This window comes from Streptomyces paromomycinus (assembly GCF_003865155.1).
In the GTDB taxonomy this organism is placed as follows: Bacteria; Actinomycetota; Actinomycetes; order Streptomycetales; family Streptomycetaceae; genus Streptomyces; species Streptomyces chrestomyceticus.
In genome coordinates, this window is record NZ_BHZD01000001.1 from 1,557,556 (window position 1) to 1,577,234 (window position 19,679).

At 75.9% G+C, this 19,679-nt stretch carries 2 protein-coding genes; both read right to left on the bottom strand.

The genetic code is table 11. The annotated features are described in order from the left end of the window. Positions 1-14 precede the first annotated feature (14 nt). Positions 15-15,029, bottom strand: coding sequence for a non-ribosomal peptide synthetase (locus OEIGOIKO_RS05990; RefSeq protein ID WP_125052505.1), 15,015 nt, complete (start codon positions 15,027-15,029; stop codon positions 15-17). 66 nt (positions 15,030-15,095) lie between these two features. Further along, a complete protein-coding gene (locus OEIGOIKO_RS05995) occupies positions 15,096-19,667 on the bottom strand; it encodes an amino acid adenylation domain-containing protein (protein WP_435851759.1) in 4,572 nt (1,523 codons plus the stop codon). Positions 19,668-19,679: the final 12 nt, after the last annotated feature.

The following is a 19,679-nucleotide window of genomic DNA, read 5'->3' on the forward strand; positions in this document are numbered from 1 at the left end:
GTCGTGCTCGGTAGCTAGCGCTTGTCGTCGGTGAATCCGGCTTCCAGCTCGTCGATCTGCTGCTGGGCGAGATCGAGGAGGCCGAAGTCGGAGGGGGTGTGACCGCCCGCCGTGGGATCGGTGGTGTGCGCGGCCAGGGCGGCCAGCAGGTCCAGCCAGGCCCGGCCGACGCGCTCGGCCGCCGCGTCGTCCGCGGTGGAGGCGGTCCGGCCGAGCGTGAGGGTCAGTTCCGGCTCGTCCGGGGTGCCCCGGAGGACGGTGCTCGCCTCCAGGTCGTACGGGGCGGCCGGGCCCGGCCGGGTGGTGCCGCCGGCGGCCGCGGGTCCGGCCGGCTGCCAGGGCGTGTCCGCGGGCCCGGTGCGGGTCCGGTCCCGGTGGGTGAAGGAGAGGCGGGGTTCCGGCAGGGCGTCCGGGACCGCGCCGGCCCCGGGGTCGGCACGCAGGTGTTCCTTGACGGCCTTCAACAACGTACCGGCCGCCGGTCCGCCTGCCCAAGCCCCGTCCAAATCCGCGCCGGACAGGTCCAGCCGTACGGGGCGGGTGCGGGTGAACCTGCCGACCGTACGGGCCAGTTCCCCGTCGTCCGGTTCCGGGGCAGAGCGCCTGCCGTCCGCCTCGACGGCCACCAGGACGGGTTCGCCGTCCCCCTGGCGGGCGATCGCGCCCGCCAGGGCCGCGAGCAGCACCTCTTCGGTCTCGCAGTGGTAGAGGGCGAGGGTCCGGTGCAGCAGGGTGGCCGCGGTGTCGCGCGGTGCGGTCCACGTCCGGTGCTGTACGGGGGCGGCGGCGAGCCGTTCCCCGGTGCTGGTCCCGCTCTCGTCGGACGGCGGCGTGTCCAGCTCCGCGGCCCACCGCCGGAACGACGTGCCGACGGGCGCGAGTTCCGGTACGGCGTCGGCCGCCACGGCGGCGCAGGCCGCCGCGAGGTCGGTGAGCAGGATGTGCCAGGACGGCTCGTCCACGACGAGGTGGTGGGCCGCGAGGGCCAGCCGACCGGTACGCCCGGTCCCGGCGTCGAGCCACACGGCGCGGAGCGCGGGGCCGGTGGCGGGGTCCAGTTGTTCCGCCGCCTCGCGGCCCGCCCGGTCCGCGACGGCGTCCAGCTCCTCGTCGGGGATGCGGGAGCCGTCGATACGGATGACGGCCGAGTCGGCGTCCACCGTGCCGCGTTCACCGGCCACCAGCACCGGCTGTCCGTGGTCGTCCGGCCGTACCCGGGCCCGCAGCATGTCGTGCGTGTCCAGGACGGCGCTGAGGCCCGCGGTCAGGGTGTGCGTCCGCAGACCGGCCGGTGCGGTCACCACGATCCACTCGGCGCGCCCCCGGTCGAAGGCGTGGGCGCCGAGTTCCCGCACGGCGGGGGTCGGTGCGATCTCGCCGGTGCCCACGTTTCCGGCCGCCCGTGCGCGGTCCGCCGCCCGGTCCGATTCCACGGCCTCGGCGAGGCGTTCGGGGGTCGGCTGCTCGAAGACCTGCCGCGGTGTCAGGGTCAGTCCGGCGCGGCGGGCCCGGGAGGCCAGCTGCATCGACATGACGGAGTCGCCGCCCACGTGGAAGAAGTTGTCGTCGATGCCCACCCGTTCGAGCCCGAGAACCTCGGCGAACAGGGTGCACAGGGTCTCTTCCACCGGGGTGCGCGGCGCTCGCCCGGAGATCTGGCCGGCGAAGTCCGGCGCGGGCAGCGCCGCGCGGTCGGTCTTGCCGTTCGGGGTGAGCGGCAGCCGGTCCAGCGGCACCAGGGCCGCGGGGACCATGTACTCGGGCAGCCGCTCGGCGACGTGTTCGCGCAGGGCGGTCAGCAGTGCTCCGGTGTCGCGGCCCGCGGCGGGCGCGTTGGTCCACGCCGTCAGCGGGGCCGCCGGGTCCGCCGAGCCCGCGGCGGGCAGGTACGTGTCCACCGGTGCGCTGCCGTCGGCCAGTTCGGCGCGGACGAACGTGAGGTCCAGGGTCTCCGGCGTGCCGGTGGACCAGGTGGCGCCCACCCAGAAGCCCAGGCTCTCCCCCAGCTCGTGGAACGCCTCGACGTCGGGGGTGTCGGCGCTCGGGCGCCGGTGCCCCGCAGCGGCACCGGCTCCCGGCTGTGCCGGGTCCCCGCCGTCCTGGACGGTGCGGGCGAGCGCGGCCTCGTGCGCGACCCGGGTGTTGGGCACACCCGTGACGCGCAGCCGGTCCGGCCGTTCGGCTTCCAGATGGCGTCGCAGCGCGGTGAGGCCGCCGTGGTGCCCGGCCCAGTCCCGCTCGGGCGCGCCGTCGAGGGAGAGCACGGCGGCGCCCCGCTTGTGCAGCGTCACGTCGTAGCGGTAGCGGGTCAGCTCGTTGTGGTGGTGTCCGCGTTTGAGCTGGATGTCCACCCCGGCGGCGTCCGGCAGCCGGTCCCGCAGCGCGGTGAAGAACTCCGGGTCGACCAGGAGTTCCTTCTCCAGGACGACGCTGCGCTCCACGGCCCGCCGCAGCGCGGCCGGGTCGCCGTCGTGCGCCGCGCGGCCCGTGTGCACGGCGGTGGCCAGTGCCCGCAGGAGACGGACGTTGCGTACGTCACCGACGAACAGCGCGCCGCCCGGTGCCAGCAGCCGTACGGCCCGCTCGACGACCTCCTGGAGGTATCCGGCGTTGGGGAAGTACTGCGCGACCGAGTTGAGCACGATCGTGTCGAAGTACCCGGCGGGCAGGCCGTCGTCCTCGTGCGCGGCCTGGGTGCGCAGCTCGACCCGTTCGGCCAGCTCCTTGTCCGCGGTCACGTGCCGGCGCAGCTCCTCGATCGCCGAGGCGGAGAAGTCGGTGCCCCAGTACGTCTCGCAGTCGGGAGCGAGCTGCGACAGGAGCAGGCCGGTGCCGACGCCGAGCTCCAGCACCCGGCGGGGGCGCAGGGCGCGGATGCGTTCGACGGTGCGGGCCCGCCATTCACGCATCTGCTCCAACGGGATGGGCTGCCCGTCGTAACTGCTGTTCCAGCCGGCGAAGTTCTCGCCGAGGACGTCGGACTCCGGGTTGGCGTGCAGCGTGTCGTACAGGTCCTGCCACTCGCCGACGTGTTCCTGTTCGAGCCGTTCGTCGCGGTCGCCGGTGGCCGTGTCCGCGACGACGTAGCCGACCAGGCGGCGTTCGCCGGGCCGGTCCTCGCGGGCCACCACCACGGCCTGGGCCACCGCCGGGTGGGCGGCCAGCGCGGCCTCGATCTCCCCCGGCTCGACGCGGTGGCCGCGCACCTTGACCTGGGCGTCGGCGCGGCCGACGAAGACCAGGTCGCCGTCCGGCGTCCAGCGCGCCACGTCGCCGGTGCGGTACATCCTCCCGCCGGGCGCGAACGGGCAGGCCACGAAGCGCTCGCCGGTCAGGCCCGGCCGGTCGAGGTAGCCGCGGGCGAGGTTGACGCCGGTGACGTACAGCTCACCGGCGACGTCCGGCGGGACCGGCTGGAGGAAAGCGTCCAGCACGTACGTACCGGAGTTGGCGATCGGCCGGCCGATCGGCACCACGTCGGCGTCCGGTGCCAGCGGGGCGCTCATCGCCGCGCACACCGTCGTCTCGGTGGGCCCGTACGCGTTGACCATGCGCCGGGTCCCGGCCCAGCGGGCGGGCAGGCCCGGCGGGCACGCCTCGCCCGCCACGGTCAGCGTCTCCAGCGTCGCGGGCAGTTCCTCGGCCACCGCCAGCACGCTCGGCGGGACCGTGGCGTGGGTGATGTCCCAGCGGCGCAGCGCGGCGCCCAGTGCCACGTGGGGCGGCAGCCCCTCCGCGCCGGGGACGACCGAGGCCGCGCCGGAGAGCAGGGCCATGCACAGTTCGGAGACCGCGGCGTCGAAGCTCAGCGACGCCATCTGCAGGACCCGGGAGCGCGGTGTCACCGCGAACCGTTCGATCTGGGCGCGGGCGAGATTCCCCACGCCCGTGTGCGGGACGACGACGCCCTTGGGCCGTCCGGTGGAGCCGGAGGTGTAGGTGACGTAGGCCGCGTGGGCCGGGCGCAGCGGCGCGGTCCGCTCGGCGTCGGTCAGGGGGCCGCCCGGCAAGGCGGCGATCTCGGCCGCCACCGCCGCGTCGTCCAGGACCACGACGCGTCCGGCGTACCCGTCCGGTACGACGTGCCGGGTCCGCGTGGTGCACAGCACGACCGGCGGTCCGGCGTCGGCGAGGACGTACGCCACGCGCTCCGCCGGGTGTGCCGGGTCCACCGGTACGAACGCGCCGCCCGCCGCCGTCACGGCCAGTACGGCGGTCACCATGGCCGCCGACCGCTGCACGGCCACCGCGACGCGCCGCTCCGGCCCGACGCCGAGCCCGGTCAGGTAGCGGGCCAGGCGGCCGGCCTCCTGCGCCAGTTCGCCGTAGGTCAGTGTGCGGTCGTCCGTCACCAGGGCCGTGGCGTCCGGGGACGCGGCGGCCTGCCGGGCGAACAGGTCCGGCAGGGTGGCGGCCGGGGACGGCACCGCGGTGCTGTTCCACCGCGTCTCGACCAGCTCGCGTTCGTCCTCGCCCAGCAGCCGGACACGGCCCACGGGCGTCGTCGGGTCGGCGACCACCTGTTCCAGGGCGCGGACCAGTGCGGCCTGCATCCGCTCGGCGCGGGCGCGCGGGAAGACGTCCGGGCGGTAGATGAAGTCGCCCTGGGCGCGCTCTCCGGGGGCCACGATCCAGGTGAGGGGGTAGTGGCCCCGGTCCTCGGGGATGCCGGCCGGGCGTACCGCGAGGGAGTCCGGGTCGGCGGGCTGCTCGGGCGGCTGCGGGTAGTTCTCGTAGACCACGAGCGTGTCGAAGGTCGCGCCGGGCCCGGCGAGGTGCTGGATCTCCGGCAGCCCGACGTGCTGGTGGGCCATCAGCGCGGTACGGCGGCGCTGGAGGTCGGTGAGCATGTCGACGACCGGCTGGCCGCCGTCCAGGTGCACACGGACCGGCAGCGTGTTGATGAACAGGCCGATCATCGACTCGACGCCCGGCAGCTCCGGCGGGCGGCCGGCCACGGTGGTCCCGAAGACCACGTCGTCGCGGCCGGTCAGCCGGGCCAGCAGCAGGGCCCACATGCCCTGCAGCACGGTGTTCGTGGTCAGGCCGAGGCCGCGGGTCAGCTCCGTCAGCCGCCGGGTGAGGTCGTCGGACAGCTCGAAGCGGATGCGTTCCGGCACGGCGGGTGCCCGGACCAGTTCGGCCGGGACCACGCTGGTCGGCTCGTCCACCCCGGCCAGTTCCGCCCGCCACGCGGCGCGGGCGGCCGCCTTGTCCTGGCGGTCCAGCCAGGTCAGGTACTCCCGGTAGGAGGTGGCCGGCGGCAGCGTGCGGTCGTGGCCGCCCGCCGCGTACACCGCGGCCATCTCGTTGATGAGCACCGGCAGCGACCAGCCGTCCTTGACGATGTGGTGGCTGGTCAGCACCAGCATGTGCCGCCGCTCGCCGAGCCGGACCAGCAGCAGCCGCAGCAGCGGCGCGACCGTCAGGTCCAGCCGGTGCTCGCGGTCGCCGTCGGCCAGTTCCTGGAGGGCGGCCGGTACGGCGTCGGCGGGCACGTCCGACAGGTCGGCCTCGCGCCACGGCAACGGCACGTCCCGGGCGATGACCTGCACGGTCTCGCCGGACGCGCGCGGGTGGAAGCTGGCCCGCAGGGACGGGTGACGGACCAGCAGCGTCTCCCACGTGGCGCGCAGCCGGGCGACGTCGAGCGGGCCGGTCAGCTCCATCATCCGCTGGCCCTCGTAGATGTCGGGGCCGTCCTCGTCGAACGCGGCGTGGAACAGCAGCCCCTCCTGGAGGGGCGACAGCGGCCAGATGTCGGCCAGGGACGGCACGGCGGCCTCCAGCTCCTCCACGGTGTCCTGGGTCAGCTCCAGGAGGGAGAAGTCGGAGGGCGTGTGCCCGCCCGCGCCGGGCCCGTCGGTGTGCGCGGCCAGGCCGCCGAGCGCCGTGAGCCAGTCCTGGCCGAGCCGCCGTACGGCGTCCTCGTCCAGGAGTCCGCCGGGCCAGCTCAGGGTCAGGGTCAGGGCGGGCCCGTCGGGGCCGTCCTGGACCACCGCGCCCGCTTCCAGGGCGTGCCGGGCGGGCATGGTCGCGTCCACCGAGCCGCCGAGCGCCGCCTCCCCGGCCATCTGCCAGGGCGCGGCCGTCTCCGGCGCGGCCCCGGCGGTGAACCGGCCGAGGTAGTTGAACGCGATCTGCGGGGCGGGGAGGGCGGCCAGGGCGGGGCCGGTCTCCGGGTTGAGGTGGCGCAGCAGCTCGTACCCGAGGCCGTCGCCGGGCACGGCACGTGCCTGTTCCTTGACGGTCTTGAGCAGCGCCCCGGCCGCGGGCCCGCCCGCCAGGGCCTGGGCCAGATCGAGGCCGCCCAGGCGCAGCCGCAGCGGGTGCGTGCTGGTGAACCAGCCGACCGTACGGGACAGGTCAGCACCCGCGACCGGTTCGCGCCCGTGTCCTTCGATGTCCACCAGGACTCCGGCGCCGGTGTCCTGGCCGCGCTCCCGCTGCCGCCGGGTCACGGCGGCGGCCAGTGTGGCCAGTAGTACGTCGCGGACGCCGCAGTGGAAGGCGGCCGGTGTCCGGGCCGCGAGGACGGCGGCCGCGGTGGCGGGCACGGTCCAGGTGAGGCGGCGGACGGTGGCCGCGGTGTCCCGCTCCGGGTCGAGCGCGCGCTCGCCCACCAGTGGGTCGGGGCCGTCCAGGAGGGCGGTCCAGTGCTCCAGTTCGGCGGTACGTACGGGGTCGGCGGCCTGTTCGGTGAGCAGGGCCGACCACTGGGCGAAGGTCGTGCCGACCGGGTCGAGGTCCGGCTCGCGGCCCGCCGCGACGGCTTCGCAGGCGGCTTGCAGGTCCGGGACGAGGATGCGCCAGGAGACGCCGTCGACGACCAGGTGGTGGACGGCGAGCACCAGCCGGCCGGTCCGCGCGGAACCGGCGTCCAGCCACACCGCCTGCACCAGGACGCCGTCGGCGGGCGCCAGGCGGCGTACCGCCTCCCGCGCGGCCCGGTCCGCCGCCGCGTCCAGGCCGTCGTCCGGCACCTGCGTGGCGTCGACACGGCTGACCAGTGCGGCGGCGTCCACCGCGCCGCGCGGGGCGACGTGCAGCGCCGGTTCGGAACCGTCGCTCACCTTGGCCCGCAGCATGGCGTGGGTGTCCAGTACGGCGGCCAGCCCGGCGGCCAGCACGTCCTGGCCGAGCCCGGCCGGGGCACCCACGACGGCCCACTGCGCGAACTCGCCGCGCGTCGCGGCCGGAACGCCGAGGGCCCGTACGACCGGGGTCCAGGCGACCTCGCCCGCCCCGGTGTCCGCCGGTTCCGGCGCGGCCGCGGTGTCGTCCCCGGCTGTCTCGGCCACCTCGGCCAGCCGTTCCGGGGTCTTCTCCTCGAACACCTGCCAGGGCGTGACGACCACCCCGGCGCGCCGGGCCCGCGACACCAGTTGCAGCGACATGATCGAGTCGCCGCCCAGCTCGAAGAAGCTGTCCTCGACGCCGACCTGGTCCAGGCCCAGCACCTCGGCGAACAGCGCGCACAGGGTCTCCTCGGTGCCGGTGCGCGGCGCCCGCCGCGAGGCACGCGCGGCGAAGTCGGGTGCGGGCAGCGCGGCCCGGTCGACCTTGCCGTTCGCGGTCACCGGGAGGGTGGCGAGGACCACCACGGCGGCCGGGACGAGGTAGTCGGGCAGCAGCCCGGCGACGTGCTCGCGGACCGCCTCGGCGTCCACGTCCGTCCCGTCCGGCACGACGTACCCGATCAGGCGCCGCTCGCCGGGCCGGTCCTCGCGGGCCACCACCACGGCCTGGGCGACCGCCGGGTGCCCGGCCAGCGCGGCTTCCACCTCGCCCGGTTCCACCCGGTAGCCGCGCACCTTGACCTGGGTGTCCGTCCGCCCGGCGAAGACCAGTTCACCGTCGTGCGTCCAGTGCGCCAGGTCGCCCGTGCGGTACATCCTCCCCCGGTCTTCGGCCGGGGGGACCCCCGTGCCGGGCGGGAACGGGCAGGCGACGAACCGCTCGGCGGTCGCGCCGGGGCGGTCGAGGTAGCCGCGCGCCAGTCCCGCGCCGGCCAGGTACAGCTCGCCGTCCACACCCGGCGGCACGGGCCGCAGGAAGGCGTCGAGCACATACGCCCGGCGGCCGTCCAGCGGGCGCCCGATGGGCAGTACGTCGTCCGTCACCGGCTCGTCCGGCCGCAGTGGCCGCCAGGTGGCGCACAGGGTGGTCTCGGTCGGCCCGTACATGTGCCGCACCACGACGCCGGGGCACGCTTCCCGTACGCGGGCGACGGACCCGGCCGGGACCACGTCGCCGCCGGTCAGCACCTCGCGCAGGCCCGCGAAGCAGTCCGGGGACTCCTCGGCGACCACGCGGAACAGGCCCGCCGTGAGGTGCACGGCCGTCACGCCCGCCGCCACCGCCTCACGGACGCGCCGGGCGTCGACCGTGCCGGGCGCGGCCACCACCACGCGGCCGCCGGTGGCCAGCGGCGCCCAGATCTCGTACAGCGAGGCGTCGAAGACGTGCGGGGCGTGCAGCAGCACCGCGTCGTCCGGGCCGAGCGCCCAGCCGGGGTCCGCCGCCAGTCCCGCCACGCTGCCGTGCGGCACGCCGACGCCCTTGGGCACACCGGTGGAGCCGGAGGTGTACATCACGTACGCCAAGTCCTGTGCGGACAGGACCAGTTGGAGATCACCGGCCGGGCACGCCGCCACGGCCGCCCGTACCTCCGGCGTGTCCAGCACGACCACTTGTCCGGCCGCGTCGGCCGGCACCGCCGCCCGCGTGGCCTCGGTGCACAGCACGACCGACGGGCCCGAGTCGGCCAGCACGAACGCGACCCGCTCCGCCGGATATCCGGCGTCGACCGGCACGTACGCCGCACCGGCCTTCCAGATGCCCAGCAGCACCGTCACCAGGTGGGCCGAGCGCTCCATCAGCACCGCGACCCGGTCGCCACGGCCCACGCCGAGGCCGCCCAGGTACGCGGCGAGACGGTCCGACTCGGTGTCCAACTCGCCATATTGAACAGTTCGCCCCCCGTCCACCACGGCCGCCGCCGAGCGGGCGCGCGCCACCTGGCGGGCGAACAGCTCCGGCACCGAGGCGGCGGACGGCTCCCCGGCAGCAGCCGGGTTCCACTCCGTCACGGCGCGGTGGTGCTCCGGTGCGCCCAGGACGCCGATCCGGCCGACGGGCGCCTGCGGGTCCGCCACGACCTGTTCCAGTACGCGGACGACGCGCTCGCCGAGCTGCCGGGCCTCGCGCCGGTCGAACAGGTCCGGGCGGTACGTCACGTAGATCCGCAGCCGGTCGCCGGGGACGACGCCCACGGCCAGCGGGTAGTGGGTGCCCGCCACCAGGTTCGCCTGGGAGATCGTCACCTCGCCGCCCGCCCGCATGGAGGCGGACAGGGTGGCGGTGGTCCGCGGGTAGTTCTCGAACATCAGCATGGTGTCGAAGACCGCGCCGGGGCCGGCCAGGCCCTGCACCTCCGGCAGGCCGAGGTGCTGGTGGGCCAGGAGCGCGGACTGGCGCTCCTGGAGGCCGGTGAGCATCCGCAGGACCGGTTCGGCGCCGTCCAGCCGTACCCGTACGGGCTGGGTGTTGATGAACAGGCCGACCATCGACTCGACGTCGGGCAGCTCCGGCGGGCGGCCGGAGACGGTGCCGCCGAACACCACGTCGGTCCGCCCGGCCAGGCGCGCCAGCACCATCGCCCAGGCGCCCTGCACCACGGTGTTGACGGTCAGGCCGTACTGCCGGGCCAGCCGGGTCAGGGCGCGGGTGCCGTCCTCGGAGAGTTCGGCGGCGCCGGTCTCGGGCTCCGCCGGGGCCCGGCCCTGGTCGGAGCGGGCCACCAGGGTGGATTCCTCGGCACCGGCGAGTTCCGTCTGCCAGGCGGCCCGCGCGGCGTCCTTGTCCTGCTCGTCCAGCCAGGCCAGGTAGTCGCGGTAGGAGGCGGTCCGCTTCAGGCCCGCGCCGTCGCCGCCCGCGGCGTAGGCCGCGCCCAGCTCGTCGAGGACGATCGGCATCGACCAGCCGTCCAGCAGGATGTGGTGGCTGGTGACGACCAGGAAGTGCCGGTCCTCCGCCAGGCGGACGAGGAGCAGCCGCAGCAGCGGGGCCGCCGCGAGGTCGAAGCGCCGGGCCCGCTCGTTGGCGGCGAGCCGGTCCAGTGCGGCCTGCCGTTCGGGTTCCGGCAGCGCCGACACGTCCGCCTCGCCCCAGGGCAGTTCGACGTTCCCGGCGACGACCTGCACGGTGTCGCCGGACTCCCGCTGGTGGAAGCTCGCCCGCAGCGCGTCGTGCCGGGCGAGCAGCGTCTGCCAGGAGGCGCGCAGCCGGGCCGCGTCCAGCGGGCCGGACAGTTCCAGCAGCCGCTGGGTCTCGTAGACGTCCGGGCCTTCCTCGTCGAAGGCGGCGTGGAACAGCAGCCCTTCCTGGAGGGGCGACAGCGGCCAGATGTCCGTCAGGGACGGCACGGCGGTCTCCAGCGCCGCCACGCTCTCCTGGGTGAGGTCCAGGAGCGGGAAGTCGCCGGGGGTGTGCCCGCCGGCACCGGGGCTCCCGGTGTGGGCGGCCAGGCCGCCGAGGACGTCCAGCCAGGCCTGGCCGAGACCGTCCACCGCGGTCTCGTCGAGGAGGGCGGCGGGCCAGCTCAGCGCGAGGTCCAGTTCCGGCCCGTCCGGGGTGTCGCGGACGACGGCGCTCGCCTCCAGGGCGTGCTGAACGGGCAGGTCCGGCGCGGCCGTACCACCGATCGCGGTGGCGCCGGCCGTCTGCCACGGGCCGACCGCGCCGCCGTCCGCGCCCGCGGTGAAGCGGCCGAGGTAGTTGAAGCCGACCTGCGGAGCCGGGAGGGCGGCCAGGGCGGGGCCGGTCTCCGGGTTGAGGTGACGCAGCAGCTCGTACCCGAGCCCGTCGCCGGGCACCGCGCGTGCCTGTTCCTTGACGGTCTTGAGCAGCGCCCCGGCCGCGGGCCCGCCCGCCAGGGCCTGGGCCAGATCGAGGCCGGAGAGGTCCAGGCGGACCGGGTGGACACTGGTGAACCAGCCCACCGTACGGGTCAGATCGGTGCCGTCGAGCGGTTCCCGGCCGTGTCCTTCGACGTCCACCAGGAGCGCGGCGCCGGTCCCGGGCCGCCGGTGCGCGACCGCGCCGGCCAGCGAGGCCAGCAGGACGTCGTGCGCTCCGCAGTGGAACGCCGCCGGGGCGCGGTTCAGCACGGCCGCGGCCGTCGCGCCGGTCAGCGTCCAGGAGCGGCGGCGCAGGGTGTCAGCGGTGTCGGTGTCCGGGTCGGGCGTGCGGGTGCCGAGCTGGGAGGCCGTGGTGTCGAGCAGGGCCGTCCAGCCGGGGAGTTCGGCGGTGCGGGCCGCGTCGGTCGCCTGGGTGGCGAGGAGGTCGGCCCACCGGCGGAAGGACGTGCCGACGGGGTCCAGTTCGGGAATGTCTCCCGCGGCCGCCGCTTCGCAGGCCGCTCGCAAGTCGGGGGCGAGGATGCGCCAGGACATGCCGTCCACGACCAGATGGTGGGCGACCAGGGCCAGCCGTCCGGTCCGGTGCGGACCGGCGTCCACCCACACCGCCCGGACCATCGCGCCCGTGGCCGGGTCCAGCCGGGCGGCGGCCTCGCGGGCCGCGTCCTCGGCGATGCCGTCCAGGGCGTCGTCCGGTGCTTCCGTGGCGTCGGTACGGGTGACCAGCGCGGCGGCGTCCACCGCGCCGCGACCGGGCACGTGCAGCGTGGGCCGTTCGCCGGTCTCGGCACGGGCCCGCAGCACGGCATGGGTGTCCAGTACGGCGGCCAGTCCGGCGGTCAGCACGTCGAGTCCCAGCCCGGCGGGCGCGCCCATGACCATCCACTGGGCGAAGCCGGGACGGGCGGCGCGCTCCCCCAGCGCCCGCATCACGGGCGTCCACGGGATCTCGCCGTCGCCCGGGTCGGAGCCGGTGCTGGCCGCGGCGGCGGCCGGGGCCGCCACCGCCGCCAGCCGCCCGGGAGTCTTGAGGTCGAAGACCTGACGCGGCGTCAGCACCAGTCCGGCGCGCCGGGCCCGCGACACCAGTTGCATCGAGCCGATCGAGTCGCCGCCCAGCGCGAAGAAGCCGTCGTCGGCCCCCACCCGCTCCAGGCCCAGCACCTCGGCGAACAGGCCGCACAGCAGCTCCTCGGACGGGGTGCGCGGGGCCCGCCCGGACACCCGCCCGGCGAAGTCGGGGGCGGGCAGCGCCACCCGGTCCACCTTGCCGTTGACCGTCACCGGCAGGGACGGCAGCACCAGCACGGCCGCCGGGACCATGTAGTCCGGCAGCACCTTGGCGACGTGCTCGCGGATCTCGGCCGCGTCCGCCTCCTGCCCGTCGGGCACCACGTAACCCACCAGGCGCCGCTCGCCGGGGCCGTCCGTACGGGCCACGACCACGGCCTGGCCGACGGCCGGGTGCGCGGCCAGCGCCGCCTCCACCTCGCCCAGCTCGACGCGGAACCCGCGCACCTTGACCTGCGCGTCCGCCCGCCCGACGAAGACCAGATCGCCCTCGGCCGTCCAGCGCACCAGGTCGCCGGTGCGGTACATCCTCCCCCCGCCTTCGGCCGGGGGGACCCCCGTGCCGGGCGCGAACGGGCAGGCCACGAAGCGTTCGGCGCTGAGCCCGGCGTGCTGCCAGTAGCCCTGGGCGAGGCCGGTGCCCGCGACGTACAGCTCGCCGACGACCTCCGGCGGTACGGGCTGGAGGAACGCGTCCAGGACGTACACCTGCCGGTTGTCCAGCGGGCGGCCCACCGGCAGTTCCGCGCCCGCGTCGGCGCCGGGCCGCAGGACGTGCCAGGTGGCGCACAGCGTGACCTCGGTGGGCCCGTACAGATGCCGTACGGTCACCTCGGGGCAGGCCGCGCGCACCCGCGCGACCGACGCCGCCGGGACCACGTCGCCGCCGGTCAGCACCTCGCGCAGCCCGGCGAAGCACTCCGGGGCGTCCTCCGCGACCACCCGGAACAGTCCGGCCGTGACGTGCACCGCCGTCACGCCGTCCGCGACGGCCTCGCGGATGCGCTCCGCGTCCACCGCGCCCGGCCGCGCCACCTCGACGCGCGCGCCGGAGACGAGCGGCGCCCAGATTTCGAACAGCGACACGTCGAAGGCGTGCGGGGCGTGCATCAGCACCGCGTCGTCCGGACCGAGCGCCCAGCCGCGGCTGCCCGTCAGCGCCGCCACGCTGCCGTGCGGTACGGACACGCCCTTCGGCACCCCGGTCGAGCCGGAGGTGTACATCACGTACGCCGTGTCGTGCGCGGTGAGCGGCGTGCGGGGGTCGGGGCCGTCGTGTCCGGCGGTCTCCGGCGCGTCCAGCACCACCAGGCGGCCGTCCGCGTCGACCGGGACCGCCGAGCGCGTCGCCGCCGCGCACAGCACGGCCGCCGGCCGCGCGTCGGCCAGCATGAAGGCGATGCGTTCCGCCGGGTACCCGGCGTCCACCGGCACGTACGCCGCTCCGGCCTTCCACACCGCCAGCAGCGCCACGACCAGGTCGGCGGACCGTTCCAGTACCACCGCGACCCGGTCGCCGCGCCGCACGCCCGCACCGTTCAAGTACGCGGCCAGCCGGCCCGCTTCGGCGTCCAGCCCGCCGTATGTCAGCGTGCGCCGCTCGTCCCGTACGGCCACGGCGTCCGGCGCCGCCGCCACGCGCCGGGCGAACAGCTCCGGCACCGACGCCCCCGGCACCTCCGCCGCCGTCGCGTTCCAGCCGTCCACCACCAGGTGCCGCTCGTCCGCCCCCAGGACGCCGATCCGGCCCACCGGCGCCGACGGGTCCGCCACCACCTGCTCCAGCACCCGCACCAGCCGGGCGAACACGGCTTCGGCGGTACGGCGGTCGAACAGGTCGGGGCGGAAGTCGAGCTTGCAGAGCATCCGCTCGCCCGGCACGACGACCAGCGTGAAGGGGTAGTGGGAGGTCTCCCGCCCTTCGAGGAAGCGCAGGGTGAAGGCGTCCGGGCCGGTCGCCCCGGCGGGCGCCGCCGGATAGTTCTCGAACACCACCAGGGTGTCGAAGACCGCTCCGGGCCCGGCCAGCTTCTGGATCTCCCCGAGCCCCAGGTGCTGGTGGGACATGAGTGCGGTCTGCCGCTCCTGGATGCCCGCGAGGAGCCGGTGCAGCGGCTGTCCGCCGTCCAGCCGGACGCGGACCGGCAGCGTGTTGATGAACAGGCCCACCATCGACTCGACGCCGGGCAGGGCGTCGGGGCGGCCGGCCACCGTGGCGCCGAACACCACGTCGTCGCGCCCGGCGAGCCGCGCCAGGAGCAGCGCCCAGGCGCCCTGCACCACGGTGTTCACCGTCAGCCCACGGGCGCGGGCCAGCCCCACCAGACCGCGTGTCAGGTCCTCGGGGATCTCGCTGATCAGGCTCTCGGGGACCACCGGCAGCCGGGCCGGGTCGGCCGGTGCCACCAGGGTCGGCTCGTCGTTGCCGGCCAGCTCGGCCCGCCACGCCTGCCGGGCGGCGTCCTTGTCCTGGCGGTTCAGCCAGGCCAGGTAGTCGCGGTAGCGGGCCGCCCTGGGCAGGCCGCTCGCGTCGCCGTTTGCCGCGTACACCGTGGTCAGTTCGTTGAGCAGGACCGGCATCGACCAACCGTCCATCAGGACGTGGTGGGAGGTGATGACCAGCCGGTGCCGACCGGCGCCCAGGCGGATCAGCAGCAGGCGCAGCAGGGGCGGCACCGCCGGGTCGAACCGCTCGGCCCGTTCCTCCGCCGCCAGCCGTTCGGCCTCGGCGACGGCCGCCGCCTCGTCCAGGCCCGACACGTCGGCCTCCCGCCACGGCAGCGTCACCTCGCGCGCGACGACCTGCACCGCGTCGCCCGACCTGCGCCGCCGGAAGCCCGCCCGCAGCGCCGGGTGCCGGGCGACCAGCGCCTCCCACGAGGCGCGCAGCCGGTCCGCGTCCAGCGGGCCGTCCAGGGCCAGCGTCCGCTGACCCTGGTAGACGTCCGGGCCCTCCTCGTCGAAGGCGGCGTGGAACAGCAGCCCTTCCTGCAACGGCGAGAGCGGCCACACGTCCTCGACAAGAGATCGGGTCATCGCTTACTCCTCAAAACGACGTGCGTTCATCGGGCAACGGGTGCGGCCGGCGGCTCGCGGGGCGGGCTACGGGGCGCCGTCCTCGAAACCGGCTTCGAACTCCTCGACCTCGTCCTGGCCGAGGTCCAGCAGGGGGAAGTCGGAGGCGGTGTGTCCGCCGGCGGCCGGATCGGCGGTGTGCGCCGCCAGGCCGTCCAGCAGGTCCAGCCAGCGCCGGCCCACCCGCTCGGCGGCCGCCTCCGGCCACAGACCGGCGGGTCCGCCGAGCCTGAGGGTCAGTTCCGGCCCGTCCGGGGTGTCCTGGACGTACGCCCCCGCCTCCAGGGCGTGCGGGGCGGGTGTGCGGGGATCGGCCGAACTGCCGACCACCGAGGTGCCGGCCGGCTGCCAGGCGTCCCCCGGCGCTCCGGCCCGGCCCGCACCCGCGAACCTGCCCAGGTAATTGAACCCGATGTGGGCGTCCGGCAGGGTGTCCAACTCCGGTGCGGTGAGCGGGTTCAGGTGGCGCAGCAGGGCGTGGCCGAGGCCGTCGCCGGGCACCGCCCGCGCCTGCTCCTTGACGCGTTTGAGCAGGTCACCGGCGGCCGGACCGCCGTGCTGCGCCTCGTCGAGGCCGATGCCCGACACGTCCAGGCGGACCGGGTGGACGCCGGTGAACCAGCCCACCGTCCGGGACAGGTCCGCGCCGTCGGCCGGTTCGCGTCCGTGTCCTTCGACGTCCACGACGAGCGCGGCGTCCGGCCGCTCGTGCGCGACCGCGCCCGCCAGCGTCGCGAGCAGCACTTCGTGGACGCCGCAGTGGAAGACGCCGGGTGCCGTGCCGACGAGGGTGGCCGCCGTCGGTCCCGGCAGCGTCCAGGTGTGCCAGGTCATGGCGGCCAAGGTGTCCTCGGCCGGGTCGAGCGGCCGGCCGCCGAGCGGGGGCGCCACGTCCTTGAAGAGGGCCGCCCAGTCCGGCAGTTCCGATATTCGGTCGTCGGTGGTGGCCTGGGCCGCGAGGGCGCCCGCCCACTGCCGGAAGGAGGTGGGGACGGGGTCGAGTTCCGGTGTGCGCCCGTCCGCCACCGCTTCGCAGGCGGCCCGCAGGTCCGGGAGCAGGATGCGCCAGGACACGCCGTCCATCACCAGGTGGTGCACCACGAGCGCCAGCCGGCCGGGCTGCGCGGGCCCGGCGTCCAGCCAGACGGCCTGCACCAGCACACCGCCCTCGGTGTCCAGCCGCCCGGTCGCCTCACGGGCCGCGCTGTCGGCCCTGTCGTCCAAGGAGTCGGCCGGTGCGTCCGTCGCGTCGATACGGGTGAGCAGGGTGGTGGCGTCGACCGTGCCGCGTCCCGGCACCACCAGGCGCGGTCCGCCCTCCGCGCGCACCACACGGGCCCGCAGCATGTCGTGGGTGTCCAGTACGGCGGCCAGCCCGCCGGTCAGCGCGTCCGGCCGCAGGCCCGCGGGGGTGGTGACGACCATCCACTGTGCGAAGCCGCCGCTCAGCGCGTACTCCCCGAGCGCCGCCATGGCCGGGGTCCAGGCCACCTCGCCCACGCCCGCGTCCGGGGCGGCGCGCACCTCGTCGGCGAGCCGGGCGACGGCGGCCAGCGCGCCCGGCGTCTCCTGTTCGAAGACGTCCTGGGCACTGAAGACCACGCCTTCCCGGCGGGCCCGGGTGGCGAGCTGCATCGACATGATCGAGTCGCCGCCCAGTTGGAAGAAGCCGTCCTCCGCGCCGACCCGTTCCAGACCGAGCAGTTCGGCGAAGAGCCCGCACAGGATGTCCTCCGCCACCGTGCGCGGTGCGCGTCCGGCGGCCTTCCCGGCGAAGCCGGGGGCGGGCAGGGCCTTGCGGTCCACCTTGCCGTTGGCCGTGACCGGCAGGGCGTCCAGGACGAGGACGGCGGCGGGCACCATGTACTCCGGCAGGGCGCGGGCGAGGTGCTCGCGCAGGGCCTGGCCGTCCGGCGCGGGGCCGTCCGTGCCGGTCGTGCCGTCCGCGGCTGCCACCACGTAGCCGACCAGCCGGCGTTCACCCGGCCGGTCCTCGCGGGCGACGACGGCGGCCTGCGCCACCCCGGGCGCGGCCGCGAGCACGGTCTCGATCTCGCCCGGTTCGATCCGGTAGCCGCGCACCTTGACCTGCGCGTCGGCGCGCCCGGCGAAGAGCAGTTCGCCGTCCGGCGTCCAGCGCGCGAGGTCGCCCGTGCGGTACATCCTCCCGCCGCGCCCGAAGGGGTCGGCCGTGAAGCGTTCGGCGGTCGCGCCGGGGCGGTCGAGGTAGCCGCGGGCCAGGCCCGTACCGGCCAGGTACAGCTCGCCGGCCACGCCGGGCGGTACGGGCTGGAGGAACGCGTCGAGCACGTACGCCTGCCGGTTGGCCAGCGGGCGCCCGATCGGCAGCACGTCGGGGGCGGGCCCGCCCGGCCGGAGCCGGTGCCAGGTGGCGCTCAGCGTGGTCTCGGTGGGCCCGTACAGATGCCGTACGGACACCTCGGGGCAGGCCGCGCGCACCCGCGCGACCGACGCCGCCGGGACCACGTCGCCGCCGGTCAGCACCTCGCGCAGCCCGGCGAAGCACTCCGGGTCCTCCTGCGCGGCCACCCGGAAGGACCCGGCGGTCAGGTGCACCGCCGTGACGCCCGCCGCCACCGCCTCCCGCACCCGCTGCGCGTCCACCGCACCCGCCGCCGCCACGGCCACCCGGGCACCGGAGACCAGCGGCACCCAGATCTCGAACAGGGAGGCGTCGAAGGCGTGCGGGGCGTGCATCAGCACCGCGTCGTCCGGGCCGAGCGCCCAGCCGCGGTCCCCGGCCAGCGCCGCCACACTGCCGTGCGGCACACCGACGCCCTTGGGTACGCCGGTGGAGCCGGAGGTGTACATCACGTACGCCAAGTCCTGCGGACGCAGGGGCGGCCGGGGCTCCCCGGCGGGTGCCTCCGCCACCGCCGTCCGCACCTTCGGGTCGTCCAGCACGACCGTCTGCCCGGCCAGGTCCGCCGGGACCGCCGCGCGGGTGCCCTCGGTGCACAGCACGAGCGCTGGCCCCGAGTCGGCCAGCATGAACGCGACCCGCTCCGCCGGGTATCCGGCGTCCACCGGCACGTACGCGGCGCCCGCCTGCCACACCGCCAGCAGCGTCGTGAGCAGCCCGGCCGACCGCTCCAGCACCACCGCGACCCGGTCGCCCCGGCCCACCCCCAGGCCCCGCAGGTACGCGGCGAGGCGGTCCGACGCGGTGTCCAACTCACCGAATTGAACACTTTGACGCCCGTCCGTCACGGCCACGGCATCCGGCGCGGCCGCCACCCGCGCCGCGAACAGCTCCGGCACGGTGGCGCCCGGCGCCTGAGCCGCCGTGGCGTTCCACTCCGTCACGACCCGGCGCCGCTCGGCCGCGTCCAGAACGCCGACCCGGCCCACCGGGACCCACGGGTCCGCCACCAGCTGCTCCAGCACCCGCACCAGCCGCCCGGCCAGCGCGCGGGCCAGCTCGGCGGTGACCAGGTCGGTCCGGTAGGAGACCTCCACCTCCAGCCGGTCGCCGGGGAGGATGCCGAGGGTCAGCGGGTAGTGGGTGGCCTGGCGCAGGCCGAGCGTGGTGAAGGTGAGCGCGCCGGGGGCCGATTCGGCGGCCGGGCGGGGGTAGTTCTCGTACACCACCAGCGTGTCGAAGCCCGCTTCCGGACCGGCGTGCTTCTGGATGTCGGCCAGGCCCAGGTGCTGGTGCGGGAGCAGCGCGGACTGGCGGGACTGTACGTCCTTGAGCATGTCCACCACGGGCTGCCCCGCGTCCAGGCGCACCCGTACCGGCACCGTGTTGATGAAGAGGCCGACCATCGACTCGACGCCGGGGAGTTCCGGCGGGCGGCCCGCCACGGTCGTGCCGTAGACCACGTCGTCACGCCCGGACAGCCGGGCCAGGAGCAGCGCCCAGGCGCCCTGCACCACGGTGTTGACGGTCAGGCCGTGGCGGCGGGCCATGTCGGTGAGGGCGCGGGTGAGGGACGCCGGCAGGTCGGCCTTGGTCTGGTCGGGCAGCTCGGGGGTGCGGGCCGGGTCGGCTGGGGCGACGAGCGTCGGCTCGCCGTCCCCGGTCAGTTCGGCGCGCCACGCGGCCCGCGCGGCGTCCTTGTCCTGCCGTCCCAGCCACGCCAGGTAGTCGCGGTAGGAAGCGGTGCGCCGCAGCACGGAGGCGTCGCCGCCCGCCGCGTACACCGTGGTCGCCTCGTCGAAGAGGATGGGCATCGACCAGCCGTCGAGCAGGATGTGATGGGCCGTCAGGACCATGCAGTGCCGTTCGGCGCCGAGGCGTACGAGCAGCACGCGCAGCAGCGGCGCCCGCCCGAGGTCGAAGCGTTCCGCGCACTCGGCGGCGGCCAGCCGCCCGACCTCGGCGAGCGCGTCGGCCTCGGGCAGGCCGGACAGGTCGGTCTCGCGCCAGGGCAGTACGGCTTCCCGGCTGACGAGCTGGACCGCCTCCCCCGACTTGCGGCGGTGGAAGCTGGCGCGGAGCGCCGCGTGCCGGCCGAGCAGCGCCTGCCAGGACGCGTGCCAGCGGTCCGCGTCCAGAGGGCCGTCGACGGTCAGGGTGCGCTGGATGACGTAGACGTCGGGCCCCTGGTCGCCGAACCCGGCGTGGAAGAGCATCCCCTCCTGCAA

What these genes read in the sequence shown, in the direction of transcription:
- OEIGOIKO_RS05995 (WP_435851759.1), bottom strand. Translation starts at nt 19,667, where the DNA reads ATGCTCTTCCACGCCGGGTTCGGCGACCAGGGGCCCGACGTCTACGTC.
- OEIGOIKO_RS05990 (WP_125052505.1), bottom strand. Translation starts at nt 15,029, where the DNA reads ATGACCCGATCTCTTGTCGAGGACGTGTGGCCGCTCTCGCCGTTGCAG.